The 25,229-nt window shown below is 51.2% G+C and carries 25 protein-coding genes, 1 pseudogene and 1 other annotated feature; of the genes and pseudogenes, 19 read left to right on the top strand and 7 right to left on the bottom strand.

The genetic code is table 11. The features are described from left to right. The first annotated feature begins 8 nt into the window (after positions 1–8). Positions 9–147: a sequence feature (His leader region), on the top strand. Positions 148–181: 34 nt separating this feature from the next. The 8 genes from hisG to hisIE are packed head-to-tail and all read left to right on the top strand — an operon-like array spanning position 182 to position 7,253. Next, positions 182–1,078, top strand: a complete 897-nt coding sequence (gene hisG / locus BZG77_RS04875; RefSeq protein ID WP_077460410.1) for an ATP phosphoribosyltransferase — start codon at positions 182–184, stop codon at positions 1,076–1,078. 6 nt (positions 1,079–1,084) lie between these two features. Further along, positions 1,085–2,401 (top strand): histidinol dehydrogenase, encoded by a 1,317-nt coding sequence (gene hisD / locus BZG77_RS04870; protein ID WP_077646411.1) that lies wholly within the window; start codon positions 1,085–1,087, stop codon positions 2,399–2,401. A 2-nt stretch (positions 2,402–2,403) separates the two neighbouring features. Continuing rightward, a complete protein-coding gene (gene hisC, locus BZG77_RS04865) occupies positions 2,404–3,456 on the top strand; it encodes a histidinol-phosphate transaminase (RefSeq protein ID WP_108743947.1) in 1,053 nt (350 codons plus the stop codon). Positions 3,457–3,467: 11 nt separating this feature from the next. After that, complete coding sequence (gene hisB / locus BZG77_RS04860; protein WP_077646409.1) at positions 3,468–4,535, top strand: bifunctional histidinol-phosphatase/imidazoleglycerol-phosphate dehydratase HisB; 1,068 nt, start codon at positions 3,468–3,470, stop codon at positions 4,533–4,535. Further along, positions 4,535–5,134: an imidazole glycerol phosphate synthase subunit HisH gene (gene hisH, locus BZG77_RS04855; protein WP_077646408.1), complete on the top strand. Its 600-nt coding sequence runs from the start codon at positions 4,535–4,537 to the stop codon at positions 5,132–5,134. The genes hisB and hisH overlap by 1 nt, the downstream gene beginning before the upstream one ends. Positions 5,135–5,140: 6 nt before the next feature. Beyond that, complete coding sequence (gene hisA, locus BZG77_RS04850; protein WP_077460405.1) at positions 5,141–5,878, top strand: 1-(5-phosphoribosyl)-5-[(5-phosphoribosylamino)methylideneamino]imidazole-4-carboxamide isomerase; 738 nt, start codon at positions 5,141–5,143, stop codon at positions 5,876–5,878. Then, positions 5,860–6,633, top strand: a complete 774-nt coding sequence (gene hisF / locus BZG77_RS04845) for an imidazole glycerol phosphate synthase subunit HisF (protein ID WP_077646407.1) — start codon at positions 5,860–5,862, stop codon at positions 6,631–6,633. The genes hisA and hisF overlap by 19 nt, the downstream gene beginning before the upstream one ends. Then, a complete protein-coding gene (hisIE, locus tag BZG77_RS04840) occupies positions 6,630–7,253 on the top strand; it encodes a bifunctional phosphoribosyl-AMP cyclohydrolase/phosphoribosyl-ATP diphosphatase HisIE (RefSeq protein ID WP_021022340.1) in 624 nt (207 codons plus the stop codon). The genes hisF and hisIE overlap by 4 nt, the downstream gene beginning before the upstream one ends. Before the next feature lie 119 nt (positions 7,254–7,372). On the opposite strand, the gene BZG77_RS04835 is transcribed toward hisIE, so the two are convergent. From BZG77_RS04835 to BZG77_RS04820, 4 genes are all read right to left on the bottom strand, one after another. Further along, positions 7,373–8,569, bottom strand: a complete 1,197-nt coding sequence (locus tag BZG77_RS04835) for a sensor histidine kinase (RefSeq protein ID WP_241844099.1) — start codon at positions 8,567–8,569, stop codon at positions 7,373–7,375. An 11-nt stretch (positions 8,570–8,580) separates the two neighbouring features. Further along, a complete protein-coding gene (locus BZG77_RS04830; RefSeq protein WP_077460401.1) occupies positions 8,581–9,276 on the bottom strand; it encodes a response regulator transcription factor in 696 nt (231 codons plus the stop codon). A gap of 23 nt (positions 9,277–9,299) precedes the next feature. Then, positions 9,300–9,578 carry a hypothetical protein gene (locus BZG77_RS04825; protein ID WP_077646405.1) on the bottom strand — a complete coding sequence of 93 codons (279 nt, stop codon included), beginning with the start codon at positions 9,576–9,578 and terminating at the stop codon, positions 9,300–9,302. Between the two features lie 64 nt (positions 9,579–9,642). Then, on the bottom strand, positions 9,643–10,176 hold the full coding sequence (locus tag BZG77_RS04820; protein WP_077460399.1) for a PepSY domain-containing protein: 534 nt from the start codon (positions 10,174–10,176) through the stop codon (positions 9,643–9,645). A gap of 555 nt (positions 10,177–10,731) precedes the next feature. Between BZG77_RS04820 and pseB the strand changes: the two genes are divergently transcribed. From pseB to pseI, 6 genes are read left to right on the top strand one after another with little or no spacing between them, the layout of a single operon-like run. Then, positions 10,732–11,727: a UDP-N-acetylglucosamine 4,6-dehydratase (inverting) gene (gene pseB / locus BZG77_RS04810; protein ID WP_025738853.1), complete on the top strand. Its 996-nt coding sequence runs from the start codon at positions 10,732–10,734 to the stop codon at positions 11,725–11,727. Positions 11,728–11,739: 12 nt separating this feature from the next. Further along, a complete protein-coding gene (pseC, locus tag BZG77_RS04805) occupies positions 11,740–12,885 on the top strand; it encodes a UDP-4-amino-4,6-dideoxy-N-acetyl-beta-L-altrosamine transaminase (RefSeq protein ID WP_077646427.1) in 1,146 nt (381 codons plus the stop codon). A gap of 3 nt (positions 12,886–12,888) precedes the next feature. Continuing rightward, entirely contained in the window at positions 12,889–13,593 is a 705-nt protein-coding gene (gene pseF / locus BZG77_RS04800) for a pseudaminic acid cytidylyltransferase (RefSeq protein WP_077646404.1), read from the top strand. Then, the gene (pseG, locus tag BZG77_RS04795) at positions 13,590–14,684 is read left to right on the top strand and encodes a UDP-2,4-diacetamido-2,4,6-trideoxy-beta-L-altropyranose hydrolase (protein ID WP_077646403.1); all 1,095 of its coding nucleotides are present in this window, start codon (positions 13,590–13,592) and stop codon (positions 14,682–14,684) included. Before pseF ends, pseG begins: the two co-directional genes overlap by 4 nt. Continuing rightward, positions 14,675–15,253: a UDP-4-amino-4,6-dideoxy-N-acetyl-beta-L-altrosamine N-acetyltransferase gene (gene pseH / locus BZG77_RS04790; protein ID WP_077646402.1), complete on the top strand. Its 579-nt coding sequence runs from the start codon at positions 14,675–14,677 to the stop codon at positions 15,251–15,253. The genes pseG and pseH overlap by 10 nt, the downstream gene beginning before the upstream one ends. Next, positions 15,237–16,286, top strand: a complete 1,050-nt coding sequence (gene pseI, locus BZG77_RS04785; RefSeq protein WP_077646401.1) for a pseudaminic acid synthase — start codon at positions 15,237–15,239, stop codon at positions 16,284–16,286. Before pseH ends, pseI begins: the two co-directional genes overlap by 17 nt. A gap of 90 nt (positions 16,287–16,376) precedes the next feature. On the opposite strand, the gene icd is transcribed toward pseI, so the two are convergent. Continuing rightward, positions 16,377–17,627 carry an NADP-dependent isocitrate dehydrogenase gene (icd, locus tag BZG77_RS04780; protein WP_077576318.1) on the bottom strand — a complete coding sequence of 417 codons (1,251 nt, stop codon included), beginning with the start codon at positions 17,625–17,627 and terminating at the stop codon, positions 16,377–16,379. Positions 17,628–17,766: 139 nt separating this feature from the next. Between icd and BZG77_RS04775 the strand changes: the two are divergent. From BZG77_RS04775 to BZG77_RS04755, 5 genes and pseudogenes are all read left to right on the top strand, one after another. Next, positions 17,767–18,402, top strand: a pseudogene (locus BZG77_RS04775) (pseudouridine synthase); the annotation flags it as partial. Between the two features lie 430 nt (positions 18,403–18,832). Then, positions 18,833–19,942, top strand: coding sequence for a tRNA 2-thiouridine(34) synthase MnmA (gene mnmA, locus BZG77_RS04770; protein WP_021022329.1), 1,110 nt, complete (start codon positions 18,833–18,835; stop codon positions 19,940–19,942). A gap of 13 nt (positions 19,943–19,955) precedes the next feature. Then, the gene (gene hflD, locus BZG77_RS04765) at positions 19,956–20,600 is read left to right on the top strand and encodes a high frequency lysogenization protein HflD (RefSeq protein ID WP_021022328.1); all 645 of its coding nucleotides are present in this window, start codon (positions 19,956–19,958) and stop codon (positions 20,598–20,600) included. Between the two features lie 25 nt (positions 20,601–20,625). Then, complete coding sequence (gene purB / locus BZG77_RS04760) at positions 20,626–21,993, top strand: adenylosuccinate lyase (RefSeq protein ID WP_077646399.1); 1,368 nt, start codon at positions 20,626–20,628, stop codon at positions 21,991–21,993. Positions 21,994–22,102: 109 nt separating this feature from the next. Continuing rightward, positions 22,103–23,251: a ribosomal protein uL16 3-hydroxylase gene (locus tag BZG77_RS04755; RefSeq protein WP_077646398.1), complete on the top strand. Its 1,149-nt coding sequence runs from the start codon at positions 22,103–22,105 to the stop codon at positions 23,249–23,251. Between the two features lie 106 nt (positions 23,252–23,357). On the opposite strand, the gene oppC is transcribed toward BZG77_RS04755, so the two are convergent. Then, positions 23,358–24,269 carry an oligopeptide ABC transporter permease OppC gene (oppC, locus tag BZG77_RS04750; protein ID WP_077460389.1) on the bottom strand — a complete coding sequence of 304 codons (912 nt, stop codon included), beginning with the start codon at positions 24,267–24,269 and terminating at the stop codon, positions 23,358–23,360. Between the two features lie 10 nt (positions 24,270–24,279). Further along, entirely contained in the window at positions 24,280–25,200 is a 921-nt protein-coding gene (oppB, locus tag BZG77_RS04745) for an oligopeptide ABC transporter permease OppB (RefSeq protein ID WP_077646397.1), read from the bottom strand. Positions 25,201–25,229 lie beyond the last annotated feature (29 nt).

Genomic DNA, 25,229 nt, shown 5'->3' with positions numbered 1-25,229 from the left:
ATGACCATGCATCACCACCATCATCCTGACTAGTCTTTCGGGAGGAATGGTTTCGACTGGAAGACGAGTAAAAAGCGCTTCCGTCGGTCATTAGCAAGCTAACAGATTCAGACCCTCGGGAGCATCGTCTTCCGAGGGTTTTTTCTTTTTTAGCTTTTCATTTTTAGACAAGGAAGCACACATGCAAACACAACGCTTACGTATCGCCATCCAAAAAAAGGGCCGTCTCGCCAAAGAGTGCCAGGAGCTGCTCAAACGTTGCGGGGTTAAAATTAACTACACTGGCGAGCGCTTGGTGGTCCACGCCGAAAACATGCCCATCGATCTGCTACTGGTTCGTGATGATGATATCCCTGGCCTTATCATGGACGGCGTGGTTGACTTAGGTGTGATTGGTGAGAACGAATTAGAAGAGGTTCGCCTTGAGCGCATCAAGTTGGGTGAGCCGAGCCAGTATCAGCTGCTTCGTCGCCTCGACTTTGGTGGCTGTCGTCTTTCCATTGCGCTGGATAAAGACCAAAATTACAACGGCCCACAAGATCTCGCTGAGCAACGGATTGCGACCACCTATCCCAATATTCTTAAAGCCTACATGGACAAGCAGGGTGTGAATTTCAGCACCTGTATGCTCAATGGCTCCGTGGAAGTGGCGCCACGTGCGGGGCTCGCCGATGCGATTTGTGATTTGGTCTCAACGGGCGCCACCTTAGAGGCCAACGGCTTGAAAGAAGCCGAAGTCATTTTTCGCTCCAAGGCAGTGTTAATTCAGCGTGAAGGCAGCTTCAGCGAAGAGAAAACCGCATTAATTGAACGCTTGCTCACTCGCATGCAAGGCGTGATTCAAGCCAAAGAGTCGAAATACATCATGCTTCACGCGCCGAGCGAGGCGCTAGAAAAAATTGTTGAGCTACTCCCGGGTGCCGAAGACCCGACCATTTTGCCGCTCGCACACGAAAAAAGCCGTGTGGCGGTGCACCTTGTCAGTACCGAAAATCTGTTCTGGGAAACCATGGAAAAGCTCAAACAATTGGGCGCAAGCTCAATCTTGGTCCTGCCGATTGAAAAGATGATGGAGTAAGTCACCATGCGAACAGTAGTTTGGAAATCACTCGGAGAATCGCAAAAAGAGGGCTTGATGCGCCGCCCTGCCATCGCCACCGGCGCACAAACCCAAGCCAGTGTCACGGAGATTATCGCCGATGTGAGAGAACGTGGTGATGAGAGTTTAAAGGCGCTGACCAAAAAATTTGATGGTGTCGAGCTCGATAGCATCAAACTCGACAGAGCGATCTTGGCCGATGCCGAAGCGCGATTGGGGGAAGATATCAAACTTGCTCTACGTCAAGCCTACGACAACATCAGCACCTTTCACCGCGCACAAAAAGCCCAGCCGTTGAAAGTCGAAACCATGCCGGGGGTGGTATGTGAATCCATCACTCGCCCGATTAACCGCGTCGGGCTGTATATTCCTGGCGGTAGCGCGCCTTTGCCCTCTACCGTATTGATGTTGGGCGTCCCCGCACAAATTGCCGGCTGCCGTAAAGTGGTGCTCTGTACCCCGCCGCCGGTGGCCGATGAAATTTTATACTGCGCCAAACTGTGTGAGATTGACGAAATTTATACCCTAGGTGGCGCACAAGCGGTGGCGGCGATGGCCTTTGGCACCCAAAGTGTGACCAAGGTGGATAAGATTTTTGGTCCGGGCAATGCCTATGTCACCGAAGCCAAACGTCAGGTGAGCCTTGCTGCCAATGGCGCGGCGATGGACATGCCTGCCGGCCCTTCCGAAGTCTTGGTGATTGCTGATGCCGGCGCGGATCCCGACTTTGTTGCCGCGGATTTACTCAGCCAAGCGGAGCACGGCCCCGATTCGCAAGTGGTGCTGGTGACGCCGGCACCCGAGATGGCAGAAAAAGTCGCCGATGCGGTGCAGCAGCAATTAACCACGCTCAGTCGTGCAGAAATTGCCAAGCAAGCGCTGGGCAGCAGTGTGATTATTATTGCCGACACCCTTACCCAATGCGTGTCGATTTCTAACCGCTACGGGCCAGAGCACTTGATTGTGCAGACTCAGCAGCCTCGAGATTTGTTGCCGCTGTTGGATAACGCTGGCTCGATTTTCTTGGGCGCCTATTCGCCCGAATCCGTGGGTGATTACGCCTCAGGCACCAACCATGTGTTGCCGACTTATGGCTACACGCGCACCTACAGCAGCCTTGGACTGGCCGACTTTACCAAGCGGATGACGGTGCAAGAGCTTAGCGACACTGGGTTACAAACACTGGGCCCGACCGTGATGCGAATCGCAGAAGCCGAGGGCTTGGATGCGCATCGTCAAGCGGTCGATATTCGTCTAAATAAGCTACAACAACCCCAAGCCTCAGAGGACCCGTTAGTATGAGCATCGATAAACTCGCCCGTGAGCAAGTACAAGCGCTCACGCCCTATCAGTCAGCCCGCCGTATCGGTGGCAGCGGGGATGTGTGGCTCAATGCCAATGAATCCCCCTTTGACAATGCTTATACCCTGAGCGGCCAAGGACTCAATCGCTACTCCAGCTGTCAGCCGGCATCATTGATTAATGCCTATGCCAACTATGCGGGGGTAGACACGGGCCAAGTGATTACCACTCGTGGCGCCGATGAAGGGATTGATTTATTGCTGCGCGCGTTTTGCGAGCCAAACCAAGATAGCGTACTGATTTGCCCCCCCACCTATGGCATGTATGCGGTCAGTGCCGAAAACCAAGGGATTGCGACCACCCAAGTGCCGCTCACCGCCGACTGGCAGCTGGACATGGCAGGAATTGATTCCGCCTTGGAGGCAGATGCCAACATCAAGCTTATCTTCGTATGTACTCCTAATAATCCGACCGGTAATTTAATTAACCGCGACGACATAGAAGCGCTACTCACCCGCACCCAAGGTCGCGCGATTGTGGTGTTGGATGAAGCCTATATTGAATTTAGTCCAGAAGCGACCTGCACCGACTTGCTCGCACGCTTTGATAATCTGGCCATTTTGCGCACGCTATCCAAAGCGTTCGCTCTGGCGGGACTGCGTTGCGGTTTTACCCTCGCCAATCCCGCTATTATTAACTTGATGCTCAAGGTGATCCCGCCGTATCCGGTGCCGGTGCCCGTGGCAGATATTGCCGAGCAAGCGCTCTCCGAAGCGGGCTTGGCGCGGATGAAGTATCAGGTTTTGGACTTAACCGCCAACCGTGCCTATTTGCAAGCCGGCCTCAGTATGCTGCCCGGCATCAAGGTGCATCCAGGCTTTGGTAACTACCTGCTGATAGGCCTGGACGACACCGATGCGGTGTTTAAGCACTTGGGTAATGCGGGGATTATTGTGCGCCGTACCGCAGTCGAGAACAGCTTACGCATCAGTATTGGCAACCGTGACGAATGTGAAAAAGTGTTGGCTTTTATCCGCCAGCAGCTCAGTGAATAAGGACAACCACTGTGAAAGACAAGATTTTATTTATTGACCGTGATGGCACCTTGATTGTGGAGCCGCCTGAAGACTACCAAGTGGATCGCCTGGATAAATTGGCCTTTGAGCCGGACGTGATCCCCGCACTACTTAGCCTGCAAGCGGCGGGCTACACCTTGGTGATGGTGAGCAATCAAGATGGTTTAGGGACCGATAGCTTCCCGCAAGCGGACTTTGATGCACCACACAACATGATGATGGCGCTATTTCGCTCACAAGGGATCCATTTTGAAGACGTGCTGATTTGTCCGCACTTTGATAGTGACGACTGTAGCTGCCGCAAGCCTAAATTAGGCTTGGTAAAAGATTATCTGCAGCAAGGCCGAATTGATTTCGCCCAATCGGCGGTGATTGGCGATCGCGACACCGATATCACCTTAGCCAACAATATGGCGCTACAAGGGATCAAATATCAGCGTGAGGTGATGGGCTGGCCACAGATTGTCGAGCGTCTGACCTTGCAGCCGCGCATCGCATCGGTGACTCGCACCACCAAAGAAACCGACATTCAGGTGGCTATTAACCTGGATAAGAGTGGCGGCAGCCGCATTGAAACCGGACTGGGCTTTTTTGACCACATGTTGGATCAAATCGCCACCCACGGCGGTTTTCAGCTGAGCGTTGGTGTCAAAGGCGATTTGCACATCGATGACCACCACACCATTGAAGACACCGCCCTCGCCTTGGGCGACGCGCTTAAACGGGCGCTGGGTGATAAGCGCGGCATTGGCCGTTTTGGATTTAGCCTGCCGATGGATGAGTGCTTGGCGCAATGTGCGTTGGATTTATCCGGACGTCCGTTTCTTAAATTTGAGGCCAGCTTCCCACAGCCACAAGTGGGCGATATGTCGACCGAAATGGTCGGACACTTCTTCCGCTCGTTGACCGACACCTTGGCCTGTACTCTGCACCTGACCGTGGATGGCGAAAACACCCACCACTTGGTGGAAAGCTTATTTAAAGCCTTTGGCCGCACCTTGCGTCAAGCCATTAAGGTAGAAGGCGATGCGCTGCCAAGCAGTAAAGGAGTCTTATAATGCGCAAACATACCGTCATTATCGATACCGGCTGCGCCAATGTGTCCTCGGTACGCTTTGCTGTTGAGCGTTTGGGGTATCAAGCCACATTGAGCCGCGATCCCGACGTAGTGCTGGGGGCAGACAAGCTTTTTTTGCCCGGCGTCGGCACAGCCAGCGAAGCGATGAAAAACCTCACCGAGCGCGGCTTAGTAGATTTAGTTAAACAGGTTGAGCAACCGCTACTGGGAATTTGTCTTGGCATGCAAATGCTAGGCACACGCTCCGATGAAGGCGATAGCCCGGTTGAGTGCCTTGGCCACATCCCCGCGCCGACCAAGCTAATGGATACCGATGGCCAGCCTTTACCTCATATGGGTTGGAATCGGGTCGCCACTATCAATGACCATCCCTTATTCGATGGCATTCCCGCTGGCAGCTACTTCTATTTTGTCCACAGTTACGCGATGCCGGTCGGTGATTACACCTTGGCACAATGTCATTATGGTCATGCGTTCAGTGCGGCCATCAATCAAGATAACTACTTCGGGGTTCAGTTTCACCCCGAGCGCTCGGGCAAAGTGGGCGCGCGTTTGATTCAGAATTTTTTGGAGATGTAAGCAAGGATGATTATACCAGCACTCGATTTGATAGATGGCCAAGTGGTGCGCCTTTATCAAGGGGATTATCAGCAAAAAACCGACTACGGTTTTGACCCGCGTGAGCAGTTTGCACGTTACCATCAAGCAGGCGCGGATTGGTTGCACCTCGTGGATTTAACCGGTGCCAAAGATCCGACCGCGCGTCAGGTCGATTTGATCACCGAGATTTTGCAATCAACGCCCGCCAATATCCAAATCGGCGGCGGCGTGCGCACCGAAATGGACGTGATTGAGCTGCTAAACACCGGCGCGCAGCGCGTAGTGATCGGCTCCACCGCGGTCAAATCCCCCGATTTGGTCAAAGGCTGGATGCAAACCTACGGCCCTGACCGGATTGTATTGGCACTCGACATTCACATTGACAGTGACGGGACGCGACGCGTGGCGGTGTCCGGCTGGCAACAAGACTCCGGCGTCACCATTGAAGCGCTCCTCGACGATTATTTGTCCGTCGGGCTCAAGCATGTGCTATGCACCGATATCTCCCGCGATGGCACCTTGCAAGGCAGCAATGTGGCGCTTTACCGCGACTTGTGTCAGCGCTATCCGAGCATTGCGTTTCAATCATCAGGCGGCATTGGCAGTCTCGAAGACATTCGCGCCTTGCGCGGCACCGGTGTGGCAGGCGTGATCGTCGGCCGCGCCCTACTGGAAGGTAACTTTAGCGCAGAGGAGGCGATCGCATGCTGGCAAAACGGATAATTCCTTGTTTGGACGTCCGCGACGGACAAGTGGTCAAAGGCGTGCAATTTCGCAATCACGAAATCATCGGCGATATCGTCCCGCTCGCCAAACGCTACGCCGAAGAAGGCGCTGACGAGTTGGTGTTTTATGACATCACCGCCTCCAGTGACAGCCGGGTGGTCGATAAAAGCTGGGTTAGTCGCGTCGCGGAAGTAATTGATATCCCCTTTTGCGTCGCCGGTGGGATTAAATCCGAAGCCGACGCCCAGCAAATCTTGGAATTCGGCGCGGACAAGATATCGATTAATTCACCGGCTTTGGCCGACCCAAGTTTGATCACGCGGCTGGCCAATAAGTTTGGCGTGCAGTGCGTGGTGGTCGGAATTGATTCCTTCTTCGATGAAGCCACCGGACACTATCAGGTCTATCAATTTACCGGTGATGAAAGCCGCACTCAGGCCACGCCTTGGCAAACGGCCGCCTGGGTTGAGGAAGTCCAACAGCGGGGCGCAGGCGAAATCGTGCTCAATATGATGAACCGCGATGGCGTGCGCCAAGGCTATGACTTAACCCAACTAAAAATGGTAAGAGAGCGCTGTCAGGTGCCCCTGATTGCCTCCGGCGGTGCCGGTGACATGTCGCACTTCGCCGACGCCTTTTTACAAGCGAATGTCGATGGCGCGCTGGCCGCCTCGGTGTTTCACAAGCAAATCATCGCGATAAGCGAATTAAAACAAACATTAAAACAACAAGGGATCGAGGTAAGAGTATGACGGCAGCGTGGGTAGAACGTATCGATTGGGAGAAAAACGCCGGCTTGGTGCCTGCGATTATCCAACACAGCGATAGCGGCCAAGTGTTGATGCTGGGCTACATGAATGCCGATGCACTGAACGCGACGCTCGAAACCGGTCGCGTCACCTTTTGGTCGCGCAGCAAGTCGCGTCTTTGGGTAAAAGGCGAAAGCTCCGGTCATGTGTTAAGCCTTGAGCACATTGCACTCGATTGCGATCAAGATACCTTATTGGTCACGGCCACGCCGCATGGGCCCACCTGTCACCTCGGCACGACCACCTGCTTTGACAGTGATAATAAACCGCCACACACGGGACCCGGCTTTTTATCGAGCCTAGAGCAAGTGCTTGCCAGCCGCAAAGACGCCGCGCCTGATGACTCTTACACCGCGAGCTTATTTGCCAAAGGCACCAAGCGTATCGCGCAAAAAGTGGGGGAAGAAGGCGTCGAAGTCGCCCTCGCTGCCACGGCAGGCGATAAAGCCGAGCTATTAAACGAAAGTGCCGACTTGCTTTATCACTTGTTGGTGTTGCTGCAAGACCAAGAGCTTAGCCTCCATCAAGTGACCGAAGTCCTCGCCTCTCGCCACCAAGGCTAACAGCGAAGCGCGTTAACCTATACATGCTCTCTCCAAAGCGCCGCACAACTGCGGCGCTTTTTGATAATATGCGCTTGTATTCAGTGATAGCAAGGGTTCTTCGTCAATAACAAGAGGTGTTATAAATGATATATCGGAATTGCAATTTCCACTCTTAAGCCAGGATTCGCATCAGACAACGTAATGCTGCCATAATGAAGGCCAGCAATGGCTTTAGCGAGCGACAACCCCAAACCCAGTCCCCCATCAGCTCGGCTCTTATCTACCCGATAGAGCCGCTGAAAAACTCGCTCTTTATGTTCATCGGCAATACCTAGCCCCGTATCCTCAACCTCTAACCAGGCTTGAGACGTTTTCAGATTTTCTCCGCAACGGAGATGAATCTGGCTACCTGGCGGACAATAACGCAACGCATTTTCTATCAAGTTAGCCACTTGCTGAATCAAAAGCTCACGATCCCCCTGAATCATCAGTGGCAAAAAGTGCTTTTCTGATATCAATGACATCTGTGCATCTTCGGCGACATCAGCGTATATCTCCGAAACTGTATCGACCACGTTATTCAGATCAAGCATCACAAAGCGGCTTCGGCGCGCACCGGATTCAATTTGTGCAATACGAAGTAAAGCATCAAATATTGACGCTAGCCGCTGTGAATCTTCTAATGCTCTATCCAATTCAACAAAAAAGGCGTTATTGGGGGTTGATGAAATACTCACAGCATCTTGTCGCAATGCCAATAAATTATGGCGCAGACGACTGATTGGAGTTTTAAGCTCATGAGCAATATTAACGGAGATATCACTCATTGCTGCTACTGTTCCTTCCAGCCGTGACAACATATCATCAAGTGAAACCGAAATACGTGCCAGATCGTTATACGTGTATTTTACATTGGTTCGCGCTGAGAGATCTCCTTCGGCGACTGCATTCAAGACGGTTTCAATCCGTTTAATTCGCTTCTGGCTAATGCGAGTCATTACTGTCACTAGTACCACTGAAAACACTGACACTAGTATGCCCGCAAGCACAAAGCCGGACGCGAGCATAGCGAGAATTTCTTCGTCTTCAATAGGTTCGTCATCGAGTTCGCTTTCTAATCCCTTAGCGCGGTCAAGGGACGCTTTAACGATATCGTAGTTTTGTTCTTTCAGTTCATGGTCGACATAGAAAAAGGTTACCAAGGCCATTAGTACTAAGCTGATTAGAGCCACTCCACCGAACATTAAACCTTGGTGAGTCGCAGAGCTTTTCATCCATGCAGGAAGTATATCTAGCAATTTTCGCTTAGAAAAATAGCGAGGGATAACGTCCACCAGTCTCCCTCTCATTTTAGTTTTCCGCTTTTCTGTTCAAACTTATAGCCAACACCACGAAGCGTATGAATGAGTGTATCGCCAAAGGGTTTCTCGATCTTGTTTCGAAGACGACTAATATGGGTTTCTACAACACTCGTCTGCGGATCGAAGTGTATATCCCACACATGCTCAAGCAGCATGGTCCGAGTAATGACGCGTCCAGGATGGCGTAAGAAAAGCTCAAGAATCCGAAATTCTTTTGGCTGTAAATCCAATGCCTTGCCCTGGCGAGTTGCTGAGTGCGCAAACAGATTCAGTATTAAATCGCCAGAACTAAGTTCATGGCTGGATTCGGTTTTCTTCAACATTGTACGACGGGAGAGCGCAGTGATGCGTGCCAAAAGTTCAGAGAAAGCAAACGGCTTGGTAAGATAGTCATCACCGCCTGCTTCTAAACCTTCCACTCGATCGTCCACACCACCCAGCGTGGTAAGAAACAGGATAGGAATACCAACTTGCGCAGCACGAAGGGCCTTAACGAGAGAAAGACCATCTAGGCCCGGTAACATGCGATCGACAATCGCCACATCGTAACTTTCTGTCATGCAAAGCGTGAGGGCATGCTTGCCGTTATCAATCACCTCAACTTGATGGCCTGCTTCTCGCAGGCCTTTTTCTACGAAACGACTGAGGCTATTATCGTCTTCCACCAACAGTACGCGCATTTGGGCACCCCTCTATTTAGGCATTAAGGTTGTATTTCAGCTGCCGTTACAACCGATTCACCTTGATTTGTCGTACTTTGTGGATGAGGAATATCTTTAACAACTTGGCGTTGTTGGTATTTCGCCATGATAATAGCGACAATACCCGCCATCAAACTCATCCCAAGTATAACCAGCCCAAACATGAAAAACAGTGAGAAGCTCAATACGCCCAAAATTGCCATAGGAGCCTTTTGAACAAGACTTTTAACCTGTTCTTTTCTACGTTGCCATTTTGATGCGTTTCTGTTTTCTACATTCATATAAACCTCCAATCATGGGCACTAGCCCATAAAATTATCCGATTCAGGTTGGTTTGTTACTGTCTTACTTTAATACTCTCGCATCAATTTTAATTTCAACATGATTGCCGCTAGTATTTAGCAGGTCTACTTCGTAGTATGGCCGATCAAGATGATCATCCTGTTCAACTCGCCACGCTTTTCCATCTACTTGCGTCTCTGCTTGCATCAATGCCTGTTCAAGAGAAAGAAACGTTCCGTTTCTAATACCTGCTAACCAGATAGCATCCTCAACATCATTGTCATGATTGCGATGAGTATTAGTTAGAATCACTTCACCTGTTGCTGCGCTCACTACTGTATTAATTTCTTCACCCGTATCGCTTATGATCTCAATCTCATAGACCGCTTGGCTCATTACCACATCACGTTCAGCCTCTATCACGATACCGTCAGCAGTTTTCTTTGCTGTCTCAACTGCCTGGATCAATGTTACCGCATCGCTATGGAGAGTCTTGGGCTTCTCACCTGCGTTGGCAGCACCAACAACCAACATAGCACCTAGACCCAGCACAGCAGTAAGAGTGGCGGTAGACGAAAACACTAAATTTTTTTTCATGATGTAATCCTCATTGTTCGTATGATTTGATAGGGACTTCCCTCTCGACGTAGATACTCTAAGCGATCGGGATTTCGTCAACTTTTCGCGAACTATACATTTTTGTAATGTTTGACTGCGCACATGAAGCAAAGAGAAGGTCGAAAGTGGATATATTATCTTGGTACTTTGACGGTTATCATCAACGGCACTGAAGTAGTGTTTAAATGTATCGATCCACGGTATCTATCTCGAACTATTATAGAGTCGGCCTATATGATAACAGCCAGAGGTGATCGTCAAACCGAACCTGTTTTGGTCAAAAACGTTCGCGTGGTCGCCCTGCTAAGTATAGAAGCTGTCGACATTGCAATGGGTCACCTTGTTAACCTATATAACTGGCTGTGAAGTTTATAGATAGCTATTTAGAGGACTTTTCCGATTCTCTTAGTTTGGTACCACTCTTTTGGAATTCGATTTTGCCAATCACACATCAGAACGCCGTAGCAGATCGCCAAATCCTGCTCAGATCAGTTAAACTGCCTGTATTCCCGACAGTTAGTGACAAGGCGTCCTATGTTTAACGGCAAATCCATTCTGATCACCGGCGGTACTGGTTCTTTTGGTAAAAAGTACGTCCGCACCCTGCTTGAACGCTATCAACCACGCCGTCTCGTGGTGCTCTCTCGCGATGAACTCAAGCAATATGAAATGCAGCAAACCTTTAACGCCCCTTGCATGCGCTATTTTATCGGCGATGTGCGTGATGGCGATCGTTTAATGCAAGCGATGCAAGGCATTGACTATGTGATTCATGCCGCTGCACTTAAGCAGGTACCTGCCGCCGAATACAACCCGATGGAGTGTATCAAAACCAACATTCACGGTGCAGAAAATGTGATTCGAGCCGCGATTGCCAACGGGGTCGAAAAAGTGATTGCGCTCTCGACCGATAAAGCCGCCAGCCCCAATAATCTCTATGGCGCCACCAAACTGTGTTCAGATAAATTGTTTGTCGCCGCTAACAATATGACCGGGGGCCAAAAGACACGTTTTTCGGTGGTGCGCTATGGCAATGTGGTCGGCTCGCGCGGCTCTGTGGTGCCTTTGTTTAAGAAAAAGGCAGCGGAAGGCGCGGATCATTTGCCCATTACCCATCCTGAAATGACCCGCTTTTGGATTACCTTGCAGCAAGGGGTGGATTTTGTGCTGAAAAACTTTTCGCGCATGTATGGCGGAGAAATATTTGTTCCTAAGATCCCATCGGTTCGTCTGACGGATCTCGCCAGCGCCTATGCCCCAAACACACCCGTCAAGGTGATAGGCATTCGCCCCGGTGAAAAAATGCATGAAGTGATGTGTCCGGCTGACGATGCGCATCTGACGCTCGAATTTGCCGATCATTACGTGATTTGCCCCACCATTAAGTTCTACGATGCCGATGATGACTATCGAGAAAATGCGTTGGGTGAGAAAGGACAGCCCGTGCCAGAAGGCTTTGAGTATCAATCAGGCACTAACCCGGATGTGTTAACCGTCGAGGCTATTTTGCAACTCGACACCGAGCAGTAAAGGAGTATGGCGTTGATCCCATACGGAAAGCAGCATCTTAGCGAGCAAGACTATGCCGCTGTGCTTGAGGTGCTAAAAAGTGATTATCTGACGCAAGGCCCGCAAGTTCCGGCTTTTGAAGCCGCCGTCGCCGAACTCACCGAGGCTGCGCATGCGGTCGCCGTTAATAGCGCCACATCTGCCCTGCATCTGGCTTGTCTGGCGTTAGGACTGGGCCCAGGCGATCGTTTATGGACCTCTCCCATCACCTTTGTCGCGTCAGCCAATTGTGGCCGATACTGTGGTGCTGAGGTGGACTTTGTCGATATCGACCCGCACACACGTAACCTATGCTCCCAGCAGCTCGCGAAAAAACTGGCGCAAGCAGCCGCTACTCACACCCTACCCAAAGTGCTGGTGGTGGTGCATATGGCCGGTGCCAGTGCGCCAATGGCCGAGATTGCCGCGCTCGCCAAACGTTATCAGGTAGCCATTATTGAGGATGCATCACATGCGATGGGCGCCTACTATCAACAAGCGCCGGTGGGTGGATGCCAGTACAGCGATATTAGCGTGTTTAGTTTTCATCCAGTCAAAGTGGTCACCGCGGGAGAGGCAGGGGTTGCCACTACCCAAAATGCCACATTGGCGAAAGCGCTGCGTCAATTGCGTAGCCACGGGATCACCCGTGACGCAGAAGACAGCCACGCAGCCTTGCCGCCTTGGGGTTATGAGCAGCATGCATTGGGGATGAACTATCGCCTCTCGGATATTCATGCCGCGCTTGGCCGTTCACAATTAACCCAGCTTGGTTCCTTTATCGCCAGACGGTTTGCACTCGCCGAGCGTTACCATCAAGCGCTGGCGGATTTGCCCGTCAAGCGGCCCGTTTTAGATCCTGAGTCGGCATGGCATTTGTATTTGATTGAGCTTGAGCACGCCGATACACGCCGCGCCGTTTTTGAGGCAATGCGTGCGCAAGGCATTGGCGTGAACGTGCACTATATTCCTGTGCATACGCAACCTTACTATCAGGCACTGGGCTTCCAACTCGGAGACTTCCCGCTCGCCGAACAGTATTACGCGGGCGCACTCACTTTGCCGCTTTACCCCGATTTAACCGAGCAACAGCAAGACACAGTGATTGCTGCGCTACAAAAAGTCATTGAGGACGCGTGACCGATGAATGTATGTATTATTCCCGCCCGTGGTGGCAGCAAACGCATTCCGGGCAAGAACCTCAAACTGTTTAACGGTGCGCCCATTATCACTTATGCTATTGCGACAGCACGTCAAAGTGGGCTATTCGATCGCGTCTTGGTTTCCACCGATTGCGACGACATTGCCAGTGTGGCGCGCGATGCCGGGGCTGAAGTGCCTTTTGTGCGTCCCGCCGAGATTGCCGGCGATCACGCTACGACCTTGGATGTGCTTGAGCATGCGATCCAGTGGCTGAACCAGTCGCCACAGCAAACGCCTTTGCACGCGGTATGCTGCCTGTATGCGACCACTCCCTTTGTCACCACGGATGACTTGCGCCAAGGCTTAGCGTTACTGAACGGCGACACCGTCAAATACAGTTTTGCCGCCACCCGCTACGCCTTTCCAATTCAGCGCAGTATTCATGTCGATGCCGATGGCAGCGTCAGCATGTTGTGGCCCGAGCACTTCACCACTCGTTCACAAGACTTACAACCCGCGTACCACGATGCGGGGATGTTTTACTGGGGCACGCCGAGCGCTTTTTTGGCGCGGGAGCCGGTTTTTGCCCCCCACTCAAAAGCCGTGTTGATCCCTCATTACCGCGTGCAAGACATTGATGAGCCGGATGACTGGCTACGCGCTGAGCTAATGTATCAACTGTTGGAGCAACAAGCCTTGCTATGAGCCATATTGCCATTCGAGTCGATGCCTCCCAAGCAATAGGCACCGGGCACGTCAGCCGCATGCACGTGTTGGCCAGCATGCTACAAGCGTCGGGTCATCAAGTAACCTTGGTCTGTCGCGATTTATCCGGCAATTTGATAGCGGTCAGCCAAGAGCAAGGCTTAACGGTGGCGGTGTTGCCTGCCCCCAAACACTCGCTTAGCAACACCGATTGGCTTGGTGTGAGCCAGCGGCAAGATGCCGAAGAAACAACCGCACACGTCGCTAACCAGCCGGTGGATTTGATGGTGGTGGATCATTACGCCCTCGATGCCCGCTGGGAGCAATCAATTCACATCCAATTGTGCTGTCCGGTGATGGTGGTCGATGATTTAGCCAATCGGCCCCACGATTGCGCGTTTTTGCTCGATCAAAATCCTTGGCCTGATCTCACCACGCGCTACGCATCACAGCTTGTAAATCCACAGACCCGATGCTTATTGGGGCCAGACTATGCACTATTGCGTCCAGCATTTGCCGCCTTACATCAGTCTCCGCCGCCGCGGGAAGATAAGGTAATCGCCTTTTTCTCCGGCACGGACCCGACCGGTGAAAGCCGCAAGCTCGTGGACGCGGTCAAACACCTAGAAGCCGTTCAACACCTAGAAGAAGAGCAAAAGCTCGAGAGATTGCCTTTCTCGCTATTAATTGTCACCGGCCGGCGTAACCCAGACCGCGATGCATTGTGTAAAGAGCCTGTCCCCGATGGGGTTAGCGTGGTGGAAGCACTGTCGGACTTTGATGCCCACATGGCACGGGCACGCTATGCGTTTGGGGCGGCCGGTGTGACCGCCATTGAGCGCAGCTGCTTGGGGGTCCCGAGCACCTTGGTGTGTGTGGCGGAAAACCAACACGCCATGGCCGAGTATCTCGCCGGACAACCGGGCTATCAATACTTAGGACGCGGTGAGCACACCCGCTGGCAAGATTACGCGTCTGCACTGCAGCACCTTGCGGCAAACTGGTATCAGCTTCCTACTCTGCCAGCGATCACCGATGGAAAAGGCGCAGAGCGCGTGGTCGCGGCCTTGGAGCATGACTTATGCAACTGATTTTTAAAGCGGTGAGTCACGCGGACAGTGATACCTTATGGCATTGGCGCAATCGTCCCGCTGTTCGCCAGTTTATGTACACTCAGCATGAAATTAGCCATGATGAGCACAAGGCATGGTTCAGCCATATGCTCGCCAGCACGCACCGTTATTTCTATATCGTCTACAAGCGCGTAGACGGCCAACCGGACAAGCCACTTGGCGTGGTCAATCTTGACCTCGATAGCAATAATAGTAAAAGTGCGACCTGGGCTTTTTATGCCGCGCCGGATGCACCGCGTGGGAGCGGCGCGCTCATGGAGTTTGGCGCATTAAGCTTAGCGTTTGAGACCTTGGGCGTGACCCAGTTGAACTGTGAAGTGCTCAGTCATAATCAGGGAGTGGTTCGGCTACATCAACGCTTTGGCTTTCGTGAAACGCCGCAAAGTCGGCAACGCACCTTTTCCCTGCCTGAGGGAAAAACAGTCGAGATTGTGTGCCTGTCTTTGTCCGCTGATAAGTGGCAGCAAGGCGCCAGCGCCCTTCAAACCAAACTGAATATCGATGCGGTTTATGAACAACGACATTAAAATTGCAGGCCGTTTGATCGGCCCCCAGCATCCTCCCTATATCATTGCCGAAATGTCGGCCAACCATAATGGTAGCCTTGAGCTTGCCAAGCAAACTATCTCCATGGCCAAAGCCTGCGGTGCCGATGCCGTCAAAATGCAAAGCTATACCGCCGATACCATTACCCTTGATTGCGACCACGATGAATTTCAGATCAAAGGCGGACTGTGGGATGGTTATAGTCTCCACCAACTATATCGCTGGGCACAAACCCCGTTTGAGTGGCACAAGCCGTTATTTGATCACGCGAGAAAAGAAGGCATCACCCTATTCTCTTCTCCTTTTGATTGCTCAGCGATTGACTTGCTCGAAGATCTTAACGCCCCCGCCTATAAAATTGCCTCGTTCGAGGCGATTGATTTGCCCTTGATTCGCTATGCCGCGCAAACCGGTAAACCGATGATCATCTCAACCGGCATGGCTGACGAGACAGAGATTGACGAGGCAGTGGCGACTGCCCGTGATAACGGCTGTCGTGAGCTGGTGTTGCTTCATTGTATCAGCGCCTACCCCGCGCCGATTGAGCAAAGCCATCTGCGAACTATTCCAACCTTAGCCACCCGCTATCAAACCTTGGCGGGCTTATCCGATCATTCGCTGACCAACACCGCCGCGATCGCTGCTGTGGCACTCGGCGCGTGCGTGATTGAAAAACATGTGATGCTCTCTGAAAATTCGGGAGGTCCGGATGCTGCTTTCTCGCTTACGCCACCTGCACTCAGTGCGCTTTGTGAGCAGACCCACGCGGCGTGGCGAGCGTTAGGACAAAGCGCCCTCACCACACGAGAGGCCGAGTCGAGCAACCGTCAATTTAGGCGCTCTTTGTATGTCTGTGAGGATATCGCGCCCGGTGAGCCACTGACGCCCGATAATGTGCGCAGTATTCGTCCTGGCTTTGGGCTGGCGCCGAAACACTATGATGTCGTGATCGGAAAACGCGCGACACGCGCGTTAACCAAAGGCACTCCGTTGTCGTGGGAAGATATAGACTAATAGCCTGAGTAGGTTATTGTTATTCCCAAGACCACAAACAAAAAACCCGGCTAGCGAGCCGGGTTTTATCATCGTGCGATAATACTATTATTACATTTGCGCGATCATATCGTCTGCAAACTCAGAGCACTTACGTAGGCTCGCACCTTCCATTTGACGCTCAAAGTCATAGGTCACAGTTTTGTTGGCGATGGTTTTTTCCATTGATTTGATCACCAGATCAGCGGCTTCAAACCAGCCCATGTGACGCAGCATCATTTCTGCTGACAGGATAAGCGACCCTGGGTTTACCTTGTCTTGGCCCGCGTATTTTGGCGCCGTGCCGTGGGTGGCTTCAAACAGTGCCACACCGTCACCAATGTTGGCACCTGGGGCGATACCAATACCACCAACCTGGGCTGCCAAAGCATCAGATACGTAATCACCATTCAAGTTCATGGTGGCAATCACATCATACTCTGCAGGGCGCAACAGGATTTGCTGCAAGAAAGCATCTGCGATGGAATCTTTAATAATGATTTCTTTACCGGTTTTTGGATTTTTCATCGTCATCCACGGACCGCCATCAAGCAACTCGGCACCAAACTCTTTATTGGCTACTTCGTATGCCCAATCTTTAAACGCCCCTTCGGTAAACTTCATGATGTTACCTTTGTGGACGATAGTCAGTGAGTCGCGATCGTTATCGATGGTGTACTCGATAGCCGCACGAACCAGACGCTTGGTACCTTCTTCAGAAATCGGCTTGATACCGATACCACACTGCTCTGGGAAACGGATTTTGTTGGCACCCATTTCTTCGCGCAGGAATTTAATCACTTTATCGGCTTCTGCGGTGCCCGCTTTAAACTCGACACCCGCGTAGATGTCTTCTGAGTTTTCACGGAAGATCACCATATCGGTATCTTCTGGCTTTTTCAGAGGGCTAGGAACGCCAGTGAAGTAACGTACCGGACGCGCACAAATGTAGAGATCGAGCTCTTGGCGAAGGGCCACATTCAGAGAACGAATACCACCGCCAACAGGCGTTGTCAGTGGGCCTTTAATCGCCACTTTGTATTCACGAATAAAGTCGAGTGTTTCAGCCGGTAGCCATTGATCATCACCGTATACCTTGGTGGATTTTTCACCGGTGTAGATTTCCATCCATGAAATCTTACGCTCACCGTTGTAGGCTTTAGCAACTGCGGCATCAACAACTTTGATCATTGCAGGGCTAACATCCATCCCGATGCCATCCCCTTCAATGTAAGGGATCACAGGGTGGTTAGGGACTACCAGTTTTGTGCCGTCGAGTGTAATTTTTTCACCTTCCGCCGGTACAACTACTTTACTTTCCATTTTAATCTCCTAGCGTCCATTTGTTATCTTTGTGTAAGATGCGCAACGAGGATACTCGAATTCATACAACACGCCAAACAGATTATTACGTGTATAATACCAAAGTCTCATTTGCCGTTTAATCTATTTGACAGCCCGTATGCCATATAAATCCCGCTCTCAGCCAGCGTCAAAGGCTGTTTCAAACACCACTGCCAAATCATCTCAACACGCACAGGATTCACGCGCGACGGCGATGACCACTAAAGTGATACTTGTTAACAAACCTTATAACATGTTGACCCAGTTTAGCGGTGAGCCCGGTGACAGCACATTAGCCGACATCGTCTCCGTAAAAGACGTGTACCCGGCCGGTCGACTCGACAAGGACAGCGAAGGCTTACTGGTACTCACCAATAACGGTGCCTTACAAGCCAGATTAACCCAGCCTTCATCTAAATCTCCCAAAACCTATTGGGTCCAAGTGGAAGGTGAGCCCAGCGATGAAGCGATTCAAGCGCTTTGCGACGGTGTGGAGCTAAAAGATGGTCTAACGCTACCCGCTGAGGTATCAAAAATGGCGTCACCCGCCGTGTGGGAACGCCATCCTCCGGTACGCTATCGCGCCAACATTCCCACTACCTGGTTAAAGGTGGTGCTGCACGAGGGGCGAAATCGACAAGTACGTCGGATGACTGCCCATATTGGCCACCCGACGCTGCGCTTGATTCGCGCCCAACTCGGCGCCTGGCAGCTGGATGATTTGCAGCCAGGCCAGTGGTGTGAGGTTGATCCGCCGAAAGGCTTTGAGCAGTTCACCCCTAAACCCAAAGGGCCAAAAGGGAAAGCACCGCGTGGGCGCACTCGATCGTCCAAGCGCGCACCGTTGAAGAAGGCTCGATAAAGCCAAGCTTCACAGCAATTGTCGTCACCGCTCTGAGATTGGATACCACGCATAGACACGCCGTGAATCCATCCCTGGAGGCTCCGCCGCGCCATCCATGGCGCGGAGGGTCTTTGCGCTGCATCCAATCCCAAGTATTAACCCTCATTGCTATTAATAGTATTAACATATACCGCCTCGGTCACAGGCCACGCGACCCTCTACCCACCCATCTACTCACTTTGGATAACGGTTAACGTGTGAGCCCTATCACATCTGTATCCGGCGATTTGATTCTGTTAAACTCAGCGTCCGTTTATTGATAGCAGCATTTGTGATCACCATGTCAGATAACAGCAGCAAAAAAGTGATTGTCGGAATGTCCGGCGGTGTTGATTCGTCCGTTTCTGCCTACTTGTTGAAACAACAGGGTTATCAGGTCGAAGGCCTGTTTATGAAAAACTGGGAAGAAGATGACAACGAAGAATACTGCTCTGCTGCAGAAGACTTGGCCGATGCGCAAGATGTCTGCGATAAGTTGGGCATTGAGCTACATACCATTAATTTTGCCGCTGAGTATTGGGACAATGTGTTCGAGCATTTTTTGACCGAGTACAAAGCAGGCCGTACGCCGAATCCAGATATTCTGTGCAATAAAGAAATTAAATTTAAGGCATTTCTCGAGTTTGCTGACGAAGTGCTAGACGCCGATTATATTGCTATGGGCCATTATGTGCGTCGATCTTTCCCCGACAATGGTGAAAAAGCACAGATGCTGCGTGGCCTTGATAGCAATAAAGACCAAAGCTACTTCTTATATACACTCAGCCACGATCAGATCGCACGTAGCTTATTCCCAGTTGGCGATCTCGAAAAGCCACAAGTGCGCCAAATTGCCGAAGAACAAGGCTTGGTGACCGCAAAGAAAAAAGACTCCACTGGGATCTGCTTTATTGGTGAGCGCAAATTTACTGACTTTTTATCGCAGTACTTACCCGCGCAACCGGGGCCCATCGAAACGACCGATGGCGAGAACATCGGTGAGCACCAAGGCCTGATGTATCATACCCTGGGCCAACGTAAAGGCTTAGGGATTGGCGGATTAAAAGGCGGTAACGGTAGCGAAGCGCCCTGGTATGTGGTCGATAAAGACGTTGAACGCAATGTACTGATTGTAGGTCAAGGCCATGATCATCCACGCTTATTCTCTGCAGGCTTAATGGCTGCCCAATTACACTGGGTCGATCGCGAGAATGTGACCGAGACACGCCGTTGCACAGTCAAAACCCGATATCGTCAACACGATATATCATGTACTATCACGCCTGTTGATAATGACACCATAAAAGTGACATTCGACGAGCCGCAAATTGCGGTCACCCCTGGCCAATCCGCCGTTTTTTATGACGGCGACGTGTGCTTAGGTGGTGGTATTATCGAGCAACGTATTTAAGGAGCCGTGATCAGTGGCAGAGACGATTTATGATCGCACCCTCGCTTTTGCGAGCATTTGTCAGGCAGCGAAACTGGTGCAAGATGTGTCCCGTCAGGGCTATTGTGACCAAGACGCGCTCAGTACCAGCTTAAGCAGCATCGTGATGACGAACCCGTCCTCGACGCTAGATGTGTTTCGCGGTGAGGTCGGTAATGTCACTGGCGGCGGTGAGTCAGGGCTCCATTTAGGCTTGGAAGCGCTGATCAGCCAGCTGGATAATAGCAGCAACGGTAGCGAGCTAATGCGTTATCTGATCAATTTGCTCGCCTTAGAGCGCAAGCTTGCCAGCCGTCGTGATGCCATGGCGCAATTGGGCGATCGGATCGAAACCATCGAGCGCCAATCGAGCCACTTTGATCTGCTTGATGAGCAAATGATCAGTAATCTTGCCAGTATTTATCTCGACGTCATCAGCCCACTGGGCCCGCGTATTCAGGTTTCTGGCGACCCGCAACACCTACAACAAACCGGCGTGCAGCATCGTGTGCGTGCCCTCTTGTTATCTGGTATCCGTAGTACCGTACTATGGCGCCAAGTAGGCGGTAAACGCCGACATCTCATTTTTGGTCGTAAACAAATGGTTGAGCAGGCCAAAACTATTCTAGCCCGTAGCTAATCAGATTGAACTCAGGAGACATAAAATGGAACTGTCAGCGCTGACTGCTGTTTCCCCGGTCGATGGCCGATATGGTACGAAAACGATTGCGTTACGATCGATTTTCAGTGAATTTGGATTGCTAAAGTATCGCACCATCGTTGAAATCCGCTGGCTGCAAAGCTTGGCAGCCACTGACAGCATCAAAGAAGTGCCTGCATTTAGCGATGACGCCAACGCTCTCCTCGATCGGATTGCCGCTGAATTTGATGAGCAAGACGCCGCCCGAATCAAAGAGATTGAGCGCACCACTAATCACGACGTCAAAGCGGTTGAGTACTTTTTAAAAGAAAAAATTGCTCAACACCCAGAGATTCATGCGGTTAGCGAGTTTATTCACTTTGCCTGTACCTCGGAAGATATCAATAACCTATCTCACGCACTGATGCTTAAAGACGCGCGTGATACGGTGATCTTACCGGAAATGCAGCAGCTTGCCGATGCAGTTAAAGACTTGTCACAACAATTCCGCGATGTGCCGATGCTCTCTCGCACCCACGGCCAACCGGCTTCGCCGTCGACCATGGGTAAAGAAATGGCGAACGTTGCCTACCGCATGGCGCGTCAGATTAAGCAAGTCGAAAGCACTGAAATCCTCGGCAAAATCAACGGTGCAGTGGGTAACTACAACGCCCATTTGTCGGCCTACCCAGAGATTGATTGGCACGCCTACAGCGAAGCCTTTGTCACCTCGCTCGGTATCGACTGGAACCCGTACACCACTCAAATTGAGCCACATGACTACATTGCTGAGCTCTTTGATGCCGTGGCGCGTTTTAACACCATTTTGATCGATTTTGATCGTGATATCTGGGGCTATATCGCGCTGGGTCACTTCAAGCAAAAAACGGTTGAAGGTGAAATTGGCTCGTCGACCATGCCACATAAAGTCAATCCGATTGATTTCGAAAACTCGGAAGGTAACCTAGGGTTGGCGAACGCGATTTTCTCTCATCTGGGCCAAAAACTACCGATTTCTCGTTGGCAGCGTGATCTGACCGACTCCACCGTGCTGCGTAACTTGGGCGTGGGTGTAGGCTACACCTTGATTGCTTATACCTCGACCCTTAAAGGGATCAGCAAGCTAGAAGTCAACCAAGCCGCGCTAGAAGCCGAGCTGGATAAGAACTGGGAAGTGCTTGCCGAACCGATTCAAACCGTAATGCGTCGCTACGGCATTGAAAAGCCGTACGAGAAGTTGAAAGAGCTCACGCGCGGTAAACGGGTAGATGGTGAAGGCATGCGTGCTTTTGTTGATGGCCTCGACTTACCTGAGCATGAAAAAGCGCGCTTGAAGCAAATGACACCGGCTAACTACATTGGTGATGCGGTCAAGCTTACTGACAAACTTTAAGCAAAACGTTCTCATACCTCACGGCCTCCATTGGGGGCCGTTTTTTATCCCCCTCGCACCGCCCCGCTCAGCGCGTTATACTGCCGCAAATTTCTTAACCTGTGATGCTATGTATCAGTTTCAATTTTCCATTGCCGACTTTATGTCCACCTATTGGCACCAAGCGCCTACCGTTATCCGTCAAGGCTTTATAGACTTCGAGGATCCCATCGACCCAGAGGAAGTCGCAGGCTTGGCGATGGAAGCCGATATTGATTCTCGCATGGTGACACACGCGAATGGTCAATGGCAGGTTGCCCACGGACCGTTTGCGGATTTTAGCAACTTTCCTGATACTCACGCGCAACTGATTGTTCAGGCAGCCAACCACTGGCACCCAGGCGCCCGCGAGTTAGCCAGTGCCTTTTCGACACTGCCTCAGTGGTTATTCGACGATCTTATGGTGTGCTATTCCCAACCGCAAGGTGGCGTGGGACCCCATATCGATCAATACGATGTTTTTATTGTTCAAGGTCAAGGGCGTCGTCGCTGGCGCGTTGGGCCGAAAGGCGATTATCAAGATGCCAATCTCGAGACCGGTCTCAAGCAAATTACTGGCTTTGATGCCATTATCGATGTCGAGCTAGCCCCTGGCGATATTCTTTATATTCCACCCGGTTTCCCGCACGAGGGCGATACCCTAGAACCTTCGCTCAGTTACTCGATTGGTTATCGATCGCCAAAAGCGCGCGAGCTACTCAGTAGCTACGCGGATCAAGTGATTGTTGATGAAGCGGGCGATAACCATTTCCATTGGCCAGCTATGCCAGCGCAACCCGATGCGCCAGCGGCACTCAACCCACAACATCTCGCCCAAATGGATGAGATGATGATGGCATTAATGCAGGACGAAACCCGTAAAAAACGCTGGGTTGGCGAGTTTCTCTCTCAGGCTCGACACGAACTCGATTTGCTCAGCCCCGATCCGCAGTGGCAGCCTGATAGCCTCAAAGCCGCCATGCAAGAGGGTCTGTGTTTAGAAAAACTCAGTGGCTTACGTGCTTTTTATCATGCTGATCAGCCAGAGATGATTTTTATGCTCGGTGAAAGCTTTGACTTACCGGAAGGCTGTGAGTCACTGACGCCTAAGCTGTGCAATCAGCGTTTTATCGATTGGGAAATGCTCGGTGAAGCCGCTGAAAATAGCCTGTTTTGGCCGATGCTCACGCTGTGGGTCAATCGCGGCTACTGGTATCCTTTAGACGAGGCGCCAGAATAACCGCGATTTTTAGCAAAAAATCGCGCTCGATGATTGATAAAAAAGCGCAGGAAACAAACCTGCGCTTTTTTCTTATTACGTTTTTTACGACGCTAAAAGCTGTCGATTATCTATCTTTTGGATCCAGCGCATCACGCAAACCATCACCGACATAGTTAAAACAGAATAGAGTCAGCACCATAAAGGTCGCTGGGAACAGCAGCTGCCAGATTGCTATTTCCATCGTTTGAGCCCCTTCTTGTAGCAAAGCACCCCAGCTGGTCATTGGCTCTTGCACGCCCAGACCCAAGAAACTGAGGAAGGACTCGAACAAAATCATGTTCGGCACCAACAAGGTCGAATACACAGCGACAATCCCTAATACGTTCGGCACGATGTGGCGGGTAATAATATGACGTGTGCTCACCCCTGAAACATGCGCCGCCTCAACAAATTCTTTACTGCGTAAGCTGAGCGTTTGACCACGAACGATACGGGCCATATCCAACCAGGCAATACAACCAATCGCCACAAAGATCAGTACGATATTCCGACCAAAGAAGGTCACCAACACAATCACGAAGAACATGAATGGAATCGATTGTAAGATCTCAACCAAGCGCATCATCACCGCATCGGTACGGCCACCAATAAAGCCAGAAGTTGCACCATATAGTGTACCAATCAGGACGGCGACAAAGGCCCCCATGACACCAACCATGATCGATATACGCCCGCCCATCATGGTACGCGTAAACAGATCACGCCCAAGGGCGTCAGTGCCAAACCAGTGGCCATCAAGACCCAATGTCGGGGCCGCATGGATGGCGTACCAGTCGGTCGCATCATAAGCATAAGCACTCAGGGACGGCCCCAATAGAACACTCAAACCTATAATGACAAGGATCACCAAGCTGGCCATCGCGGCTCGGTTACGTTTAAAGCGTATCGCTGCGTCCTGCCAAAGGCTTCGCCCTTTTACATCCACTTCTTCTGCGAAGTTTTCTAGGGCGTCAATGTTTTCTTTTTTCGTCAGCATCATGTCACCCCTAGTAACGGATCTTAGGATCGATATACGCAAGTAGGATATCGACAATGGCGTTGAAAAGAATGGTCAGCGTCCCGATTAAAATCGTACAACCCAGTACCAGTGAGTAGTCACGGTTAAACGCAGCGTTAACAAATAGCTTACCGATGCCTGGTAGGCCAAAGATAGTCTCGATCACCACCGAGCCGGTAATAATCCCAACAAAGGCTGGCCCCATATAAGACACCACCGGCAACATCGCTGGCTTAAGCGCATGCTTGACAATAATGGTCGGGTAACTCAACCCTTTGGCGCGTGCAGTACGAATAAAATTACTGTTCAGGGTTTCAATCATGCTGCCACGGGTCACACGCGCAAACGTGGCAACGTAGAGTAACGACATGCCAATCACGGGAAGCACCATAAAGTGCCAACCTCCCCCTTGCCAGCCACCCGCCGGTAACCAGCCCAAATTAATGGCGAAAATATAAATAAGCACAGGCGCGAGCACGAACGATGGCATGACCACCCCGAGCATCGCGGTCGACATAATGGTGTAGTCAATCCAGGTGTTTTGTTTCAGCGCGGCAATAGTACCGATCGTGACCCCAAACAGTAGGGTGAACACAAATGCTATCGCGCCGATTTGCGCCGAAACAGGGAGAGAGTCAGCAATCAATTCATTAACGCTATAGTCAATATATTTAAACGAGGGACCAAAATCCCCTTGTAAGATATTGCCTAAATAGGTGGTGTATTGCTCAAGCACGGGCTTATCTAAGCCGTATTTGGCATTAATATTTTCCATCACCGCCGGGGGTAATGGACGTTCACTTGAAAAAGGGTTGCCAGGCGCAAACCGCATCAAGAAGAAGGAAATAGTGATTAAGACCAACAGCGTTGGAATCGCTTCCAATATTCGCTTCGCGATAAATTTCAACATAGCTCTACCGTCAACATTAGCTCTTGCAT

Origin of the sequence: Salinivibrio sp. IB643, from assembly GCF_001996105.1 — a bacterium.
Taxonomy (GTDB): Bacteria; Pseudomonadota; Gammaproteobacteria; order Enterobacterales; family Vibrionaceae; genus Salinivibrio; species Salinivibrio costicola.
The sequence above is the reverse complement of the archived record's forward strand: the minus strand, read 5'-3'. Positions and strand labels throughout refer to the sequence as shown.

Coding starts and splice junctions, on each gene's coding strand:
- hisG (WP_077460410.1), top strand. CDS start 182: ATGCAAACACAACGCTTACGTATCGCCATCCAAAAAAAGGGCCGTCTC.
- hisD (WP_077646411.1), top strand. CDS start 1,085: ATGCGAACAGTAGTTTGGAAATCACTCGGAGAATCGCAAAAAGAGGGC.
- hisH (WP_077646408.1), top strand. CDS start 4,535: ATGCGCAAACATACCGTCATTATCGATACCGGCTGCGCCAATGTGTCC.
- hisA (WP_077460405.1), top strand. CDS start 5,141: ATGATTATACCAGCACTCGATTTGATAGATGGCCAAGTGGTGCGCCTT.
- hisF (WP_077646407.1), top strand. CDS start 5,860: ATGCTGGCAAAACGGATAATTCCTTGTTTGGACGTCCGCGACGGACAA.
- hisIE (WP_021022340.1), top strand. CDS start 6,630: ATGACGGCAGCGTGGGTAGAACGTATCGATTGGGAGAAAAACGCCGGC.
- BZG77_RS04830 (WP_077460401.1), bottom strand. CDS start 9,276: ATGCGCGTACTGTTGGTGGAAGACGATAATAGCCTCAGTCGTTTCGTA.
- BZG77_RS04825 (WP_077646405.1), bottom strand. CDS start 9,578: ATGAATGTAGAAAACAGAAACGCATCAAAATGGCAACGTAGAAAAGAA.
- BZG77_RS04820 (WP_077460399.1), bottom strand. CDS start 10,176: ATGAAAAAAAATTTAGTGTTTTCGTCTACCGCCACTCTTACTGCTGTG.
- pseB (WP_025738853.1), top strand. CDS start 10,732: ATGTTTAACGGCAAATCCATTCTGATCACCGGCGGTACTGGTTCTTTT.
- pseF (WP_077646404.1), top strand. CDS start 12,889: ATGAATGTATGTATTATTCCCGCCCGTGGTGGCAGCAAACGCATTCCG.
- pseG (WP_077646403.1), top strand. CDS start 13,590: ATGAGCCATATTGCCATTCGAGTCGATGCCTCCCAAGCAATAGGCACC.
- pseH (WP_077646402.1), top strand. CDS start 14,675: ATGCAACTGATTTTTAAAGCGGTGAGTCACGCGGACAGTGATACCTTA.
- pseI (WP_077646401.1), top strand. CDS start 15,237: ATGAACAACGACATTAAAATTGCAGGCCGTTTGATCGGCCCCCAGCAT.
- icd (WP_077576318.1), bottom strand. CDS start 17,627: ATGGAAAGTAAAGTAGTTGTACCGGCGGAAGGTGAAAAAATTACACTC.
- mnmA (WP_021022329.1), top strand. CDS start 18,833: ATGTCAGATAACAGCAGCAAAAAAGTGATTGTCGGAATGTCCGGCGGT.
- purB (WP_077646399.1), top strand. CDS start 20,626: ATGGAACTGTCAGCGCTGACTGCTGTTTCCCCGGTCGATGGCCGATAT.
- BZG77_RS04755 (WP_077646398.1), top strand. CDS start 22,103: ATGTATCAGTTTCAATTTTCCATTGCCGACTTTATGTCCACCTATTGG.
- oppC (WP_077460389.1), bottom strand. CDS start 24,269: ATGCTGACGAAAAAAGAAAACATTGACGCCCTAGAAAACTTCGCAGAA.
- oppB (WP_077646397.1), bottom strand. CDS start 25,200: ATGTTGAAATTTATCGCGAAGCGAATATTGGAAGCGATTCCAACGCTG.